The sequence below is a fragment of the Roseateles sp. DAIF2 genome (genome assembly GCF_015624425.1).
Classification (GTDB): domain Bacteria; phylum Pseudomonadota; class Gammaproteobacteria; order Burkholderiales; family Burkholderiaceae_C; genus Kinneretia.
The window spans coordinates 4,480,121-4,494,558 of record NZ_CP049919.1 but is presented as its reverse complement, the minus strand read 5'-3'; the positions used below and the strand labels follow the sequence as shown (position 1 = coordinate 4,494,558).

Annotated in this window: 13 protein-coding genes; 3 read left to right on the top strand and 10 right to left on the bottom strand. The window is 66.9% G+C overall.

What is annotated here, in order from left to right:
• Nucleotides 1-43 precede the first annotated feature (43 nt).
• Nucleotides 44-1,387 carry a UDP-glucose/GDP-mannose dehydrogenase family protein gene (locus G8A07_RS20670; protein WP_195793845.1) on the top strand — a complete coding sequence of 448 codons (1,344 nt, stop codon included), beginning with the start codon at nucleotides 44-46 and terminating at the stop codon, nucleotides 1,385-1,387.
• A gap of 16 nt (nucleotides 1,388-1,403) precedes the next feature.
• Here the strand turns inward: G8A07_RS20670 and G8A07_RS20665 are convergent, their stop codons facing one another.
• Genes G8A07_RS20665 through G8A07_RS20620 form a run of 10 tightly spaced genes read right to left on the bottom strand, consistent with a single transcriptional unit; the run spans nucleotide 1,404 to nucleotide 12,053 of the window.
• Nucleotides 1,404-2,387 carry a GDP-L-fucose synthase gene (locus G8A07_RS20665; protein ID WP_195797881.1) on the bottom strand — a complete coding sequence of 328 codons (984 nt, stop codon included), beginning with the start codon at nucleotides 2,385-2,387 and terminating at the stop codon, nucleotides 1,404-1,406.
• A gap of 17 nt (nucleotides 2,388-2,404) precedes the next feature.
• Nucleotides 2,405-3,520 (bottom strand): GDP-mannose 4,6-dehydratase, encoded by a 1,116-nt coding sequence (gene gmd / locus G8A07_RS20660; protein WP_195793844.1) that lies wholly within the window; start codon nucleotides 3,518-3,520, stop codon nucleotides 2,405-2,407.
• Nucleotides 3,521-3,572: 52 nt separating this feature from the next.
• Nucleotides 3,573-4,127 carry a dTDP-4-dehydrorhamnose 3,5-epimerase gene (rfbC, locus tag G8A07_RS20655; RefSeq protein WP_195793843.1) on the bottom strand — a complete coding sequence of 185 codons (555 nt, stop codon included), beginning with the start codon at nucleotides 4,125-4,127 and terminating at the stop codon, nucleotides 3,573-3,575.
• Nucleotides 4,127-5,023, bottom strand: a complete 897-nt coding sequence (gene rfbA, locus G8A07_RS20650; protein WP_195793842.1) for a glucose-1-phosphate thymidylyltransferase RfbA — start codon at nucleotides 5,021-5,023, stop codon at nucleotides 4,127-4,129. The genes rfbC and rfbA overlap by 1 nt, the downstream gene beginning before the upstream one ends.
• Entirely contained in the window at nucleotides 5,023-5,913 is an 891-nt protein-coding gene (gene rfbD / locus G8A07_RS20645; protein ID WP_195793841.1) for a dTDP-4-dehydrorhamnose reductase, read from the bottom strand. Before rfbD ends, rfbA begins: the two co-directional genes overlap by 1 nt.
• On the bottom strand, nucleotides 5,910-6,971 hold the full coding sequence (rfbB, locus tag G8A07_RS20640) for a dTDP-glucose 4,6-dehydratase (protein WP_195793840.1): 1,062 nt from the start codon (nucleotides 6,969-6,971) through the stop codon (nucleotides 5,910-5,912). Before rfbB ends, rfbD begins: the two co-directional genes overlap by 4 nt.
• 20 nt (nucleotides 6,972-6,991) lie before the next feature.
• Nucleotides 6,992-8,443, bottom strand: coding sequence for a mannose-1-phosphate guanylyltransferase/mannose-6-phosphate isomerase (locus G8A07_RS20635; protein ID WP_249937078.1), 1,452 nt, complete (start codon nucleotides 8,441-8,443; stop codon nucleotides 6,992-6,994).
• Nucleotides 8,440-9,471 carry a UDP-glucose 4-epimerase GalE gene (galE, locus tag G8A07_RS20630; protein ID WP_195793839.1) on the bottom strand — a complete coding sequence of 344 codons (1,032 nt, stop codon included), beginning with the start codon at nucleotides 9,469-9,471 and terminating at the stop codon, nucleotides 8,440-8,442. Before galE ends, G8A07_RS20635 begins: the two co-directional genes overlap by 4 nt.
• A gap of 8 nt (nucleotides 9,472-9,479) precedes the next feature.
• Entirely contained in the window at nucleotides 9,480-10,691 is a 1,212-nt protein-coding gene (locus tag G8A07_RS20625; RefSeq protein ID WP_195793838.1) for an MtrB/PioB family outer membrane beta-barrel protein, read from the bottom strand.
• Nucleotides 10,692-10,718: 27 nt separating this feature from the next.
• Nucleotides 10,719-12,053 (bottom strand): undecaprenyl-phosphate glucose phosphotransferase, encoded by a 1,335-nt coding sequence (locus G8A07_RS20620; RefSeq protein ID WP_249937077.1) that lies wholly within the window; start codon nucleotides 12,051-12,053, stop codon nucleotides 10,719-10,721.
• Between the two features lie 245 nt (nucleotides 12,054-12,298).
• Here G8A07_RS20620 and G8A07_RS20615 point away from each other — a divergent pair, with 245 nt between their 5' ends.
• A complete protein-coding gene (locus tag G8A07_RS20615) occupies nucleotides 12,299-12,817 on the top strand; it encodes a hypothetical protein (RefSeq protein ID WP_195793836.1) in 519 nt (172 codons plus the stop codon).
• A complete protein-coding gene (gene ubiB / locus G8A07_RS20610; RefSeq protein ID WP_195793835.1) occupies nucleotides 12,814-14,373 on the top strand; it encodes a ubiquinone biosynthesis regulatory protein kinase UbiB in 1,560 nt (519 codons plus the stop codon). The genes G8A07_RS20615 and ubiB overlap by 4 nt, the downstream gene beginning before the upstream one ends.
• The last annotated feature ends 65 nt before the right edge of the window (nucleotides 14,374-14,438 follow it).

The following is a 14,438-nucleotide window of genomic DNA, read 5'->3' as shown; positions in this document are numbered from 1 at the left end:
GGTGGCTTCCGTCCTCTGACAACAGAACAAAGAAGCCGTCATCATGAAAGTCACCGCCATCGGCACCGGATACGTGGGCCTGGTCACCGGCGCCTGCCTGGCCGAGATGGGCAACCATGTGGTCTGCCTGGATGTGAACCCCGAGAAGATCGCCGTGCTCAATGCCGGTGAGATCCCGATCCACGAGCCCGGCCTGCTGGAGGTGGTGCGTCGCAATGTGGCGGCCGGCCGCCTGCAGTTCACCACCGATGTGGACCTGGCGGTGCGCCACGGCACCATCCTCTTCATCGGCGTGGGCACACCGCCCGACGAGGACGGCTCGGCCGACCTGCAGTATGTGCTGGCCGCGGCGCGCTCGATCGGCGCGCGCATGACGGACTACAAGGTCATCGTCGACAAGAGCACGGTGCCGGTCGGCACGGCCGACAAGGTGCGCGCGGCGATCGCCGATGAGCTGGCCAAGCGCGGCGCCGACGTGGCCTATGCCGTGGTGTCGAATCCCGAATTCCTGAAGGAGGGGGCGGCGGTCGAGGACTTCATGCGCCCGGACCGCATCATCGTCGGCTCCGACGACGAGCAGGCCACCCTGCTGATGCGCGCGCTCTATGCGCCCTTCACGCGCAACCATGACCGGTTGATGGTGATGGATGTGCGCAGCGCCGAGTTCACCAAGTACGCCGCCAACGCGATGCTGGCCACGCGCATCAGCTTCATGAACGAGCTGGCCCTGCTGGCCGAGAAGGTGGGGGCCGACATCGAGCTGGTGCGCCGCGGCATCGGCAGCGACCCGCGCATCGGCTACCAGTTCCTCTATGCCGGCGCCGGCTACGGCGGCTCCTGCTTCCCCAAGGACGTCAAGGCCCTGGTGCGCACCGGCCGTGAACAGGGTCAGGACTTGCTGGTGCTGTCGGCCGTCGAGGCCGCCAACGAGCGCCAGAAGCGGGTGCTGGTCGACAAGGTGGTGGCACGCTTCGGCGCCGACCTGACCGGTCGGCATTTCGCGCTCTGGGGCCTGGCCTTCAAGCCGAATACCGACGATATGCGCGAGGCGCCGGCGCTGGTGATCGTCGACGAGCTGCTCCAGCGCGGCGCGACGGTCTCGGCCTACGACCCGGTGGCAATCGACGAGGCACGGCGCCTGCTGGCCGGCTATGGGGACAGGATCCGCTTTGCCGAGCGCGCCGAGGGCGCGCTGCCGGGCGCCGACGCGCTCTTGATCGTCACCGAATGGAAGGAGTTCCGCACGCCGGACTTCGACCAGATCAAGGCGCAGCTGAAGCACCCGGTGGTGTTCGACGGCCGCAATCTCTACGAGCCCGCGCTGATGAAGACGCTGGGCCTCGAGCACCACGGCATCGGCCGTGGTGGAGCCGCCACCGCGCCTTGAGTCGTCGCGGTAATCGTCAGGCCTGGCCCGAGGCCAGGAACTCGGCATAGGCCTGGCGCAGGCCCGCATCCAGCGGGGTGCTGGCGCGCCAGCCGGCCTGGGCTAGGCGGCTGACGTCCATCAGCTTGCGCGGCGTGCCGTCGGGCTTGCTGCGGTCGTAGTCGATGCGGCCCTGGAAGCCGGTCACCGTGCGCACATATTCGGCCAGCTCGGCAATGGTCACATCCTCGCCAACACCGACGTTGATCAGCGGCGGCTCGAAGCGGCCGCTGATGCTCTCGTCGCTGCCCAGCAGGGCGCCATAGCGCATCTCGTCGAGCCGCATCAGGAAGACGCAGGCATCGGCCATGTCATCGCTATAGAGGAACTCGCGGCGCGGCGTGCCGCTGCCCCAGACGACGACCTGATCGCACCCGTCGCGCTTGGCCTCGTGGAACTTGCGCAGCAGCGCCGGAATCACATGGCTGTTCTCGGGGTGGTAGTTGTCGCCCGGGCCGTAGAGGTTGGTGGGCATGGCCGCCAGGAAGCGTGTGCCGTACTGGCGGTTGTAGCTCCAGCACATCTCGATGCCTGCGATCTTGGCCAGCGCATAAGGCCTGTTGGTCGGCTCCAGCGGGCCGGTCAGCAGGCAGTCCTCGCGCATCGGCTGCGGTGCCAGCTTCGGGTAGATGCAGCTTGAGCCCAGGAACAGCAGGCGCCGCACGCCGCTCAGGTGGGCGGCATGGATCACGTTGGTCTGGATCGCCAGGTTGTCGCGGATGAACTCGGCCGGGTAGCGGTTGTTGGCGACGATGCCGCCCACCTTGGCGGCCGCCAGGAACACGTATTCGGGCTTCTCCGCCTCGAAGAAGGCGTGCGTGGCGGCCGCGTCCGTCAGGTCCAGCTCGGCGTGGGTGCGCGTGATGAGATGGCTGAAGCCCGCGGCGCGCAGACGCCGCAGGATGGCCGAGCCCACCAGGCCGCGATGGCCGGCGATGTAGATGCGGGCATCGCTGCGCATGGCCTGATCGGTGGTGCTCACTCGTTGTAGTCGTAGGCCTGGAAGCCGGCGATCTTGACCAGGCTGTCGCGCCGCGCCGCGGTGTAATCGGCCTCGACCATCTCCTTCACCAGCTCCGGCAGGGTGATCTTGGGCCACCAGCCCAGCTTGGCCTTGGCCTTGCTCGGATCGCCGAGCAGGGTCTCCACCTCGGTGGGGCGGTAGTAGCGCGGGTCGACGCGCACGATCACATCGCCCTTCTTGCACTTGGCGAGCTTGCCCTCGACGGCAGCCACCATGCCGACCTCGTCCGCGCCCTCGCCGCTGAATTCCAGCGTGACGCCCAGCTCCTTGGCCGCGAACTCGACGAACTGGCGCACGCTGTACTGCACGCCGGTGGCAATGACGAAGTCCTCGGGCTTGTCCTGCTGCAGCATCAGCCACTGCATCTCGACATAGTCCTTGGCGTGGCCCCAGTCGCGCAGCGCGCTCATATTGCCCAGATACAGGCAGTCCTGCAGACCCAGCGCGATGCGGGCGATGGCGCGGGTGATCTTGCGGGTGACGAAGGTCTCGCCGCGGATCGGACTTTCATGGTTGAACAGGATGCCGTTGCAGGCATACATGCCATAGGCCTCGCGGTAGTTCACCGTGATCCAGTAGGCGTACATCTTGGCCACCGCATAGGGGCTGCGCGGGTAGAAGGGCGTGGTCTCCTTCTGCGGCGTTTCCTGCACCAGGCCGTAGAGCTCGGAGGTCGAGGCCTGATAGAAGCGGGTCTTCTTCTCCAGGCCCAGGATGCGGATCGCCTCCAGCAGGCGCAGGGTGCCGATGCCGTCGGCATTGGCGGTGTACTCGGGCGTCTCGAAGCTGACCGCCACATGGCTCATCGCAGCGAGGTTGTAGATCTCGTCCGGCTGCACCTGCTGGATGATGCGGATCAGGTTGGTGCTGTCGGTCAGATCGCCGTAGTGCAGCTTGAAGCGCTGGTTGTCGACATGCGGGTCCTGGTACAGGTGGTCGACGCGATCGGTATTGAACAGCGAGGAGCGGCGCTTGATGCCATGCACCTCGTAGCCCTTGTTGAGCAGCAGCTCGGACAGGTAGGCGCCATCCTGTCCGGTGACGCCGGTGATCAGGGCTACTTTGCTCATGGGGAGAAGGCTCGCGGCTTGTTGAGGATCGGTGAAGCCGCGATCTTAGACCCTAGAAATGCTTGGCCTCGGCGAGCAGCGGTGCGTTCGCATCCTTGTCCGCCAGCAGCGGCGTGACGCCGGTGTCGGGCCACACGATGCCGATGGCCGGATCGTTCCAGCGCACCGAACCCTCGGCCTGCGGGGCGTAGTAGTCGGTGGTCTTGTAGAGGAAGTCTGCGCTGTCGCTGAGCACCAGGAAACCATGGGCGAAGCCCGGCGGGATCCAGAGCTGGCGATGGTTGTCGGCGCTCAGCTCGACGCCGGCCCAGCGGCCGAAGTTGTGGCTGTCCTTGCGCAGGTCCACCGCGACGTCGAACACCGCGCCGGCGACGCAGCGCACCAGCTTGCCCTGGGCATGGGGCGGCAGCTGGAAATGCAGGCCGCGCAGCACACCGCGGCCGGAGCGCGAATGGTTGTCCTGCACGAAGGGCAGGCGGTTGCCGGTGGCCTCGTTGAAGGCCTGAGCGTTCCAGCTCTCGGTGAAGAAACCGCGCGCGTCGCCGAACACGCGCGGTTCGACGATCAGGACCTCGGGCAGGGCGGTGGGGGTGATCTTGAGCGCCATCAGAAGGCCTTCTCGCCGAGCAGCTTCATCAGGTACTGGCCGTAGCCGTTCTTCAGCATCGGCTGGGCCAGGCGCTCCAGCTGGGCGGCGTCGATCCAGCCCGCGCGGAAGGCGATCTCCTCGGGGCAGGCGACCTTCAGGCCCTGGCGCTTTTCCAGCGTGGCGATGAACTGGCCGGCCTCCAGCAGGCTGTCATGGGTGCCGGTGTCGAGCCAGGCATAGCCGCGGCCCATGATCTCCACGCTGAGCTGGCCCTGGCGCAGGTACTGAGCATTGACATCGGTGATCTCCAGCTCGCCGCGCGCGCTGGGCTTGATGGCGGCGGCGATGTCGCAGACCTGCTCGTCGTAGAAGTACAGGCCGGTCACCGCGTAATTGCTCTTCGGCGCCTTGGGCTTTTCCTCGATCGACAGCGCCTGCTGCTGGCGGTCGAACTCCACCACGCCATAGCGCTCGGGATCGTGCACATGGTAGGCGAACACGCTGGCGCCGCTGTCGCGCTGTGTGGCGCTGTTCAGCAGGCCTTGGAAGTCGTGGCCGTAGAAGATGTTGTCGCCCAGCACCAGGGCGCTCGGGGCGCCGCCGATGAAGTCCTTGCCGAGGATGAAGGCCTGGGCCAGGCCGTCCGGGCTGGGCTGCACGCAATAGCTGATGTTCAGGCCCCAGCGGCTGCCGTCGCCCAACAGGCTCTCGAAGCGCGGCGTGTCCTGCGGCGTGCTGATCAACAGGATTTCGCGCATGCCGGCCAGCATCAGGGTGGACAGCGGGTAGTAGACCATCGGCTTGTCGTAGACCGGCAGCAGCTGCTTGCTCATCGCCAGGGTGGCGGGATGCAGGCGCGTGCCGGAGCCGCCGGCGAGGATGATGCCCTTGCGGTTCTTCTGGGGGGTGTTCATCAAAGGATCTCCGTCAACATGCGCTCGACGCCCTGCTGCCAATGCGGCAGGGTGAGGCCGAAGGCCTTTTTCAGCTTGGCCGTCGACAGGCGCGAATTCAAGGGGCGCTGCGCCGGGGTGGCGTAGTCGCTGGTCGGGATGGCCAGGATCTGTTCGGGGGCCACCTTGATCGGCGTGCCGCGGGCGCGCGCGAACTCGATCACATGGCGGGCATAGGCATGCCAGCTGGTCTCGCCGCCGGCCACCGCATGGTAGGTGCCGGACAGCTCCGGGCGGGCCAGGGTCGCGCGCAGCAGATGGGCGCTGAGGTCGGCCAGCAGGTCGGCACCGGTGGGCGCGCCGATCTGGTCGGCGATCACCTTCAGCTGCTCGCGTTCGCTCGCCAGGCGCAGCATGGTCTTGGCGAAATTGCCCCCGCGCGCGGCATAGACCCAGCTGGTGCGCAGGATCAGGTGGGCGCAGCCACTGGCCCGGATGGCCAGCTCGCCGTCCAGCTTGCTTTGGCCATAGACGCTCAAGGGGCCGGTCGGCGCGTCTTCGCCGCGCGGCGCCTCGCCGCTGCCGTCGAACACATAGTCGCTGCTGTAATGCAGCAGCAGCGCATTCTGGCCCGCTGCGTACTCGGCCAGCACGCCGGGGCCTTGGGCGTTGATGCGCTGCGCCAGTTCGGGCTCGCTCTCGGCCTTGTCGACCGCGGTATAGGCCGCGGCGTTGACGATCACGTCGGGGCGCTGCTGCTTCAGCGTAGCCCAGAGCCGGTCGGCATCGCCCAGATCGCCGCCCTCATGGCGGTCCAGCGCGATCAGCTCGCCCAGCGGCGCCAGCGCGCGCTGCAGCTCCCAGCCAAGCTGGCCGTTCTTGCCCAGCAGCAGGATCTTCTTGGCCGTCATGCGCCACCGTATTGCTTGGAGACCCAGTCGCGGTAGGCGCCGCTCTGCACGCGGGCCACCCATTCCGGATGGTCCAGATACCACTGCACCGTCTTGCGGATGCCGGTCTCGAAGGTCTCGGCCGGGCGCCAGCCCAGCTCGCGCTCGATCTTGCGGGCGTCGATCGCGTAGCGGCGGTCATGACCGGGGCGGTCCTTCACATAGGTGATCAGGCGGGCATAGGAGCCGGCTGGGTCGGGGCGCAGCTCGTCCAGCAGCGCGCAGACCGTCTTGACGATATCGATATTGGCCTGCTCGTTCCAGCCGCCGATGTTGTAGGTCTCGCCCAGGGCGCCGCCGGCCAGCACCGCGCGGATGCCGCTGCAATGGTCCTTCACATAGAGCCAGTCGCGGATCTGCTGGCCATCGCCATAGACCGGCAGCGGCTTGCCGGCCAGCGCGTTGACGATCATCAGCGGGATCAGCTTCTCGGGGAAGTGATAGGGGCCGTAGTTGTTCGAGCAGTTGGTCGTGACGACCGGCAGGCCGTAGGTGTGGTGCCAGGCGCGCACCAGATGGTCGCTGGCGGCCTTGCTGGCCGAGTAGGGGCTGTTGGGCTCGTAGGGGTTGGTCTCGGCAAAGGGCGGATCCTCGGGCTTCAGCGAGCCATAGACCTCGTCGGTGGAGACATGGTGGAAGCGGAAGGCCGTCTTGGCCTCCCCCTCCAGCGCGCCCCAGTAGGCCCGCGCGGCCTCCAGCAGGGCGAAGGTGCCTTCGACATTGGTGCGCATGAAGGCGCCCGGGCCGCTGATCGAGCGATCCACATGGCTCTCGGCGGCGAAATGCACGATCGCGCGCGGCCGATGCTCGGCCAGCAAGCGGTCGAGCAGCGCGCGATCGCAGATGTCGCCCTGCACGAACAGATGGCGCGCATCGTCCTTCAGGTCGGCCAGATTCTCCAGATTGCCGGCATAGGTCAGGACGTCGAGATTGACGACCTTCTCGTCGGACTGGGCCAGCCAGTCCAGCACGAAGTTGCTGCCGATGAAACCGGCGCCGCCGGTGACGAGGATGGTCATGTCCTTTGCTTCCCTTGTTTTCACTTGCGGCCGTAGGTGTCCTCGAAGCGGACGATGTCGTCCTCGCCGAGATAGGAGCCGGACTGGACCTCGATGATCTCCAGCGGCAGCTTGCCCGGATTGGCCAGGCGATGGGTGACACCCAGCGGGATGTAGGTGCTCTGGTTTTCGCTGAGCAGGACCACCTTGTCGCCCACGGTGACCTCGGCGGTGCCGGAAACCACGATCCAATGCTCGGCGCGGTGATGGTGCATCTGCAGGCTCAGGGTGGCGCCGGGCTTGACCATGATGCGCTTGACCTGGTGGCGCGGGCCGTGGTCGATGCTGTCGTACGAACCCCAGGGGCGGTGCACCTTGCGATGCAGCGCATGCTCGCCGCGCTGGCTGCTGTCGAGTTGCTGGACGATCTTCTTGACGTCCTGGCTCTTGCTGCGGTCGGCCACCAGCACCGCGTCGGCGGTCTCGACCACCACGACATCGTCGAGCCCGACCACCGAGACCAGCCGGCTGGTGGCATGTACCAGGGTGTTGCGGCTGTCGGTGACGATGGCGTCGCCGCGGCTGGCATTGCCGGCCTCATCCTTGGCCGCAACCTGCCACACCGCCTCCCAGGCGCCCAGGTCGTTCCAGCCCGCATCCAGCGGCACCATCGCCAGCGCGATGCCGCTGCCGGGGCAGCGCTCCATCACTGCATAGTCAACCGACTCGCTGGGCACGGCCGCGAACTCGGCCTTGCCCGGCCGCACGAACTTGGCATCGGTGCCGCGGGCCGCAAAGGCGCTGCGGGTCGCGGCCAGGATGTCGGGGCGGAAGCGTTCCAGCGCGGCAATCCAGGTGCTGGCGCGCAGCACGAACATGCCGCTGTTCCAGTAGTAGCCACCGTCGCGCAGATAGCCCTCGGCGGTGCCCAGGTCGGGCTTCTCGACGAAGCGGGCGACGGCCAGGCCGGTACCGGTCTGGTCGGCGCGGATATAGCCATAGCCGGTTTCCGGGCGGTCGGGCGTGATGCCCAGGATCACGATCGCGCCGTCCGCGGCTTCGCGCACCGCCCGCTGCAGTGATTCGGTGAAGGCGGCCGGGTTGGTGACGGTCTGGTCGGCCGGCGTGACCACCAGCACCGGATCGCCGCCATCTGCCTGGGCCTGCAGGGCGGCCAGGGTCAGGGCCGGCGCGGTGTTGCGGCCCAGCGGTTCCAGCAGCACGGCGCCGGGTTCGAGACGGGCTTCGCGCAACTGGTCCAGCACCAGGAAGCGATGCTCCTCGTTGCCGACGATCAGCGGGGCTTGCAGGGCCAGATCCGGCGCGGCCAGGCCGGCCAGGCGCTGCGCGGCCTGCTGAAACAGGCTGCTATTGCCTTCCAGCACCAGGAATTGCTTGGGATAGCCGGCCCGTGACAGCGGCCACAGCCGCGTGCCGCTGCCGCCGGCCATGATGACCGGCTGGACCTGAATGGGAAGGCTGTTCTTGCTCATGATTTTTCGAATCCCTGGGGGTTCATGCTCTGCCAGCGCCAGCTGTCCTCGCACATGCGCACAAGGTCATGTCGGGCCGACCAGCCCAGCTTTTCATTGGCCAGGCTGGCGTCGGCCCAGCAGGCGGCCGCGTCGCCGGTGCGACGCGGAGCAATGCGATATGGAATCGGGCGGCCGCTGGCGGCCGAGTAGGCTCGCACCAGATCCAGCACGCTGTAGCCTCGACCGGTGCCGAGGTTGGCGGTGATCGATTCGCGGCCGTTCAGCAGGAAGCGCAGCGCAGCGACATGGCCCTCGGCCAGGTCCATCACATGGATGTAGTCGCGCACGCCGGTGCCATCGGGCGTGTCGTAGTCGTCGCCGAAGACCTGCAGCTCGGCGCGGCGGCCGACCGCGACCTGGGCCACATAGGGCATCAGATTGTTCGGAATGCCGCGCGGATCCTCGCCGATCAGGCCGCTTTCATGCGCACCGACCGGATTGAAATAGCGCAGGCAGGCGGTCTGCCAATCCGGCTCGGCCGCGCCCAGGTCGCGCAGGATGGTCTCGCCCATCAGCTTGGTGGCGCCATAAGGATTGACCGCCGACAGCGCCGCGTCCTCGCGCAGCGGCAGGTCGGTGGGTGCAGGCGCACCATAGACCGTCGCGCTGGAGCTGAACACCATGCGCGAGCAGCCATGCCGACGCATCGTTTCGCAGGTGTTGATCAGGCCGCCGATATTGTTGCGGTAATAGGCCAGCGGCATCGTGGTGGATTCGCCGACCGCCTTGAAGGCGGCGAAATGCACCACCGCGGCCGGCTTGTGGGCGGCGAACACCGCGTCCAGCGCGGCGGCGTCGCCCACATCCGCCTTCTCGAAGACGGGAGCCTGGCCCGATAGCCGCTGCAGTCGGTTCAGGACTTCGGGCGAGCTGTTGGCGAAGTTGTCGACGCCCACCACGTCGAAGCCGGACTCCAGCAGGGCCAGCCAGGTATGCGAGGCGATGTAGCCGGTGGCGCCGGTCAGCAGGATTTTTTGGTTTCTCATCGGAGGTTCTAACGCAGCGTGATCTGTCCATAGCAGCCATAGCTGTTGGCGCTGTAGGGCGAGGAGAACCGGGACTGGCCGCTACGCTTGTCGTGATTGATCTGGCAGCCGATCAGACCGTTGCGCGTCACCATCCAGCGCAGGCCCAGGCTCAGCGATGTGCTCTTGTCATCGCCATTGCCCTGGAAGGAGTTGCTGAGGGATCGGTCATAGTGGCTCAGGCCGGCATCGAGCTGGACTTTGCCTGTCAGCTCGTAGCTGCTATTGATCTGCAGGCTGTTGGTGACGAGGCTGTAGTCGCTGGTGAAGCCCCCGATATTGCCGAGGTTGAAGAACGAGGTTTCGTCGCCGGAGTCCCGCATCACGGTGGTGTTGATCTTCAGGCGTGCGGTCGGTTGCCAGTTCCAGGTCAGGCTGCCGGTGGCGCCGGAAAAGTCGGTCGAACTGGCCAGGCTGCGGTCGCGGCGGCTGGCACTCAGTCTTGCGCTCAAGGTGCTGGCCGCGCTGGGCACCCAGGTACCGGTCAGGTCCACATTTTTGCTGGTGAAGTCGTCGACGGCAGAGCGGCCGCCGCCCAGCGGCACATGCGGATACTTGCCGTCGCCATAGCGCAGCGCCACGCCCAGGGTCAGGGCGCTGCTGGGCCGGTAGGTCAGGCCCACGGAGACGGTGTCCTGCTGGTAGTCGTAGGCGTCGTACTCGCTGGCCGAATAGTCGCGGCGTCGATGAGTCAGCGAGCCTTCTAGGGTCAGCAGCGAGGCCAGTCCGTAGCGCACCGAGGCCCGCGCCTGGTCGGTTTGTTCGATGTTCTTCTTCGTGACCGAGGGCGCGCCGCCTCCGGGATTGAACTGCGCCAGGTTGCGATTGGAGTTGACGCTCAGTTGCCCCGACAGCCGGCCGATGGTCTCCCAATCCAGTCCTGCGTTCAGCGCATAACCGTTGTTGCGCAGCGAGCGGTTGTTCTCGTAGCTGTTGCTGCGCAGCGAGACATCGCCGAACAGGCGCTGGCGACCCAGGCGCTGGTCCAGGCCGGCCAGCAGGGTGGCGGTTGTGACGTTGTCGTTGTTGCGCGGCTGGACGCCACCGGTGCGGTAGATGTTGGACACATGGGTCACGCCCAGCGATCCGCCGATGTAGTAGGGGCTCTGCTGGGCCTGGGCCGCGCCGGCGGCCAGGGCGAGCAGTGCGAGGGGGAAACCGTGAATATTTATATGCGTCATGGACCTGCCCGGAAGAGGTGTCATCAATCAGTAGGCGTGGCGGTCGAACACCATCAGGCGCACGGTGCGCACGATGATCTGCAGATCCAGGCCCAGCGACCAGTTGCGCAGGTATTCCAGATCGTATTCGACGCGGGCCTTCATCTTGTCGATCGTGTCGGTCTCGCCACGCAGGCCGTTGACCTGGGCCCAGCCGGTGATGCCGGGCTTGACCTTGTGGCGCACCATATAGGCCTTGATCAGCTGGCGGTATTCCTCGTTGTGCGCCACCGCATGCGGGCGCGGGCCGACGATGCTCATGCGGCCCTGCAGCACATTGACGAACTGCGGCAGCTCGTCCAGCGAGGTCTTGCGGATGAAGGCGCCGAAGGGCGTGATGCGGGCGTCGCCCTTGGTGGCCTGCTTGACGACCGAACCATTGTCCTGGGTCCGCATCGAGCGGAACTTGTAGACGATGATCTCCTCGCCATCCAGGCCGTTGCGGCGCTGCTTGAAGATGATCGGCCCGGGTGAGCTGAGCTTCACGCCGAGTGCCACCGCGGCCAGGATCGGCGAGATCAGCACCAGGATGATGCTGGCCAGCACGATGTCGCTGATGCGCTTGACCAGCTCGTTGGTGCCGGTGAACGGGGTTTCGCAGATGCCGACCACCGGCACGCCGTTCATGTCCTGCAGCCGGCCCTGGATGATCGAGATGCCGAACACATCGGGCACGAAGAACAGCGAGGCGGTCGTGCCCTGCAACTGCTCCAGCAGTCGCACGATGCGCGGCTGCGAGCCCAGCGGCAGGGTGATGTAGACCTCGCGCACACCATGCTCGCGCACATAGTCGCCGACCTGGGCCAGGGTGCCCAGCAGCTGCGGGCCGGCCTCCGGATGCAGGCGGTCGTCCTGGCGGTCGTCGAAATAGCCGCGGAAATCGCTGCCCTGGTCGCCGCCCTCGCGCAGCGCCCGTGCCACCTTCACGCCCAGCGCACTGCCGCCGACGATCACCGCCAGGCGGCGCGCCTGCGGCTGGGCGGCCTGCCAGCGGCGCAGGCGCCGGCCGAATTCGATCGCGAGTATCTGTAGCAGCGGTGTGATACCCGCCCACCACAACAGCACATGATTCTCGAAATACCCCATGCTGCTGGTCGCATACCCGCACAGGGCGAGAATGATCAGCAGCATCACCCACGAGCTCAGAACATCGATCGCGGCGCTGACCGGATGTTCGGAAAAACGGTTGCGGCCGGGAAAGGTCAGCGCGAATACCAGCAGACACAGGGTCAGCGTGGAGCGCAGTACCGGTTCGTTGAAATACGCATTGACGGCCAGATAACTCAGAACAATGATGCCGGGCTCCAAAAAGGCGGCAATCAAGGATTCGACCGATTGGGGTGCGCTGTAAAAAGTTCTCTTGTAACTGCGATCCTCGAACATTGTCCTCACGCTCCTGGCGTTTTGTCTGGGCTTTGCGAGTGCAATACCCGCCAACTTACGCGTCCCGGCCCTGGCCCCTCCCGACCTGGGTTCGAACCGCGAATTCTCGCTCATTCACGTGACCCCTCCGGGTGACTACTACCCCCTAATTCGCTGGAGTTGTAAGCGCTGCCTACAATCGCGCCATGTTTCAAGACTGGTCCAAACTCTTGGCGCCGGCGGTGCAGGATCGCATCTGCCTGTTGCTTAACCATGTCATCGGCCGCGAGGCCGTGGCGACGACGCGACTCGCGCCCTTTGCCGGCCGCGCCATCGTGGTGCATCTGCGCGGCTGGCCCGCGCTGCTGCCCCCGGCGCCCGATCTGGCTCTGAGCATCAGCCGTGCCGGCCTGCTGGAGCGGCTCGACGCCGCACCGGCGGACGCGCTGCGCATCGAGGTCGATGCCAGCAACCCGGCCGCGCTGGCGCTGGGCGCGCTGGCCGGCGACAAGCCGCAGGTGGCGGTGCAGGGCGACGCGGCGCTGGCCGGCGAGCTGAGCTGGCTGATGGACAACCTGCGCTGGGACATCGAGGATGACCTGGCCCAGCTGCTCGGCCCGGCGGTCGCGCACCAGCTGGCGCGCTGGGGCCGGGCCGTGGCCCAGGGCATGGCGGCACTGGCCAAGGGCGCCGCGCATCTGATGCCCGGCCAGCCGCGCCCATGAGGTATCTCGCCCGGCTGCTGGTCATCGCCTGGACCTTCGCGCGTTTCGGCCTCGATGATCTGGCGCTGTCGGGCTTTCGGCAGCGCCGTGCTCGCCTGCTGCGCCGCCTGATCTCGCTGGGCCGGAACTGGGAGCAGCCGCGCGGCGCGCGCCTGCGCCTGGCGCTGGAGCGGCTGGGGCCGATCTTCGTCAAGTTCGGCCAGGTGCTGTCGACCCGGCGCGACCTGCTGCCGCGCGACGTGATCGAGGAGCTGTCCCGCCTGCAGGACCGGGTGCCACCCTTCCCGGCCGAGCAGTCGCGCGCCCTGGTCGAGAAGGCCTTCGGCAAGCCCATCGAGCAGCTGTTCAAGAGCTTCGAGGCCGAGCCGGTGGCCAGCGCCTCGATCGCCCAGGTGCATTTCGCGGTGCTGCACGATGGCCGCGAGGTCGCGGTCAAGGTGCTGCGCCCGGGCATGCTGGACATCATCGAGGACGACCTGGCCCTCTTGCGCACCCTGGCCGGCTGGGTCGAGCGCCTTTCGGCCGATGGCCGGCGCCTGAAGCCGCGCGAGGTGGTGGCCGAGTTCGACACCTATCTGCACGACGAGCTGGATCTGGTGCGCGAGGCCGCCAACGCGGCCCAGCTGCGCCGCAATATGGACGGCCTGGACCTGGTGCTGGTGCCCGAGATGCACTGGGACCTGTGCAGCAGCGAAGTGATCGTGATGGAGCGCATGCACGGCGTGCCGATCTCGCAGCTGCAGCGCCTGAAGGACGCCGGCATCGACATCAAGAAGCTGGCGCGCGACGGTGTCACGATCTTCTTCACCCAGGTGTTCCGCGACGGCTTCTTCCACGCCGACATGCACCCGGGCAATATCCAGGTCAGCCTCGATCCGGCCACCTTCGGCCGCTATGTGGCGCTGGATTTCGGCATCATCGGCACCCTGACCGAGACCGACAAGGAATACCTGGCGCAGAACTTCATCGCCTTCTTCCAGCGCGACTACAAGCGCGTCGCCGAGCTGCACATCGCCTCCGGCTGGGTGCCGCCCGAGACCCGGGTCGACGAGCTGGAAAGCGCGGTGCGCGCGGTCTGCGAGCCGCATTTCGACCGGCCGCTGAAGGACATCTCGCTGGGCCAGGTGCTGATGCGCCTGTTCCAGACCTCGCGCCGCTTCAATGTCGAGATCCAGCCGCAGCTGGTGCTCTTGCAGAAGACCCTCTTGAACATCGAGGGCCTGGGCCGCCAACTGGACCCGGAGCTGGACCTCTGGGCTACCGCCAAGCCCTTCCTCGAGCGCTGGATGAACGAGCAGGTCGGCTGGCGTGCCTTCGTCAACCAGCTCAAGAAGGAGGCGCCGCGCTATGCCCAGCTCTTCCCCGAGCTGCCGCGCCTGCTGCACGATGCGCTGAAGCGCCAGACCGAGGGCCGCGAGCGCGCGCTGCTGCTGGCCCTGCTGCAGGAGCAGCGCGGCACCAACCGCCTGCTGCGCATGGCGCTGTTCGTCGGCTTCGGCTTCACCGCCGGTCTGGTGCTGGCCCAGGTCCTGGTCCGTGCCGGCTGGCTGACCTGAAACCGGGGCCGGGCATGTCCCGGCTTTCCCTGCTTTTGCACGCAGCGGCATTCCCGTAGGCTGGG

Coding starts and splice junctions, on each gene's coding strand:
- G8A07_RS20670 (WP_195793845.1), top strand. CDS start 44: ATGAAAGTCACCGCCATCGGCACCGGATACGTGGGCCTGGTCACCGGC.
- G8A07_RS20665 (WP_195797881.1), bottom strand. CDS start 2,387: ATGCGCAGCGATGCCCGCATCTACATCGCCGGCCATCGCGGCCTGGTG.
- gmd (WP_195793844.1), bottom strand. CDS start 3,520: ATGAGCAAAGTAGCCCTGATCACCGGCGTCACCGGACAGGATGGCGCC.
- rfbC (WP_195793843.1), bottom strand. CDS start 4,127: ATGGCGCTCAAGATCACCCCCACCGCCCTGCCCGAGGTCCTGATCGTC.
- rfbA (WP_195793842.1), bottom strand. CDS start 5,023: ATGAACACCCCCCAGAAGAACCGCAAGGGCATCATCCTCGCCGGCGGC.
- rfbD (WP_195793841.1), bottom strand. CDS start 5,913: ATGACGGCCAAGAAGATCCTGCTGCTGGGCAAGAACGGCCAGCTTGGC.
- rfbB (WP_195793840.1), bottom strand. CDS start 6,971: ATGACCATCCTCGTCACCGGCGGCGCCGGTTTCATCGGCAGCAACTTC.
- G8A07_RS20635 (WP_249937078.1), bottom strand. CDS start 8,443: ATGAGCAAGAACAGCCTTCCCATTCAGGTCCAGCCGGTCATCATGGCC.
- galE (WP_195793839.1), bottom strand. CDS start 9,471: ATGAGAAACCAAAAAATCCTGCTGACCGGCGCCACCGGCTACATCGCC.
- G8A07_RS20625 (WP_195793838.1), bottom strand. CDS start 10,691: ATGACGCATATAAATATTCACGGTTTCCCCCTCGCACTGCTCGCCCTG.
- G8A07_RS20615 (WP_195793836.1), top strand. CDS start 12,299: ATGTTTCAAGACTGGTCCAAACTCTTGGCGCCGGCGGTGCAGGATCGC.
- ubiB (WP_195793835.1), top strand. CDS start 12,814: ATGAGGTATCTCGCCCGGCTGCTGGTCATCGCCTGGACCTTCGCGCGT.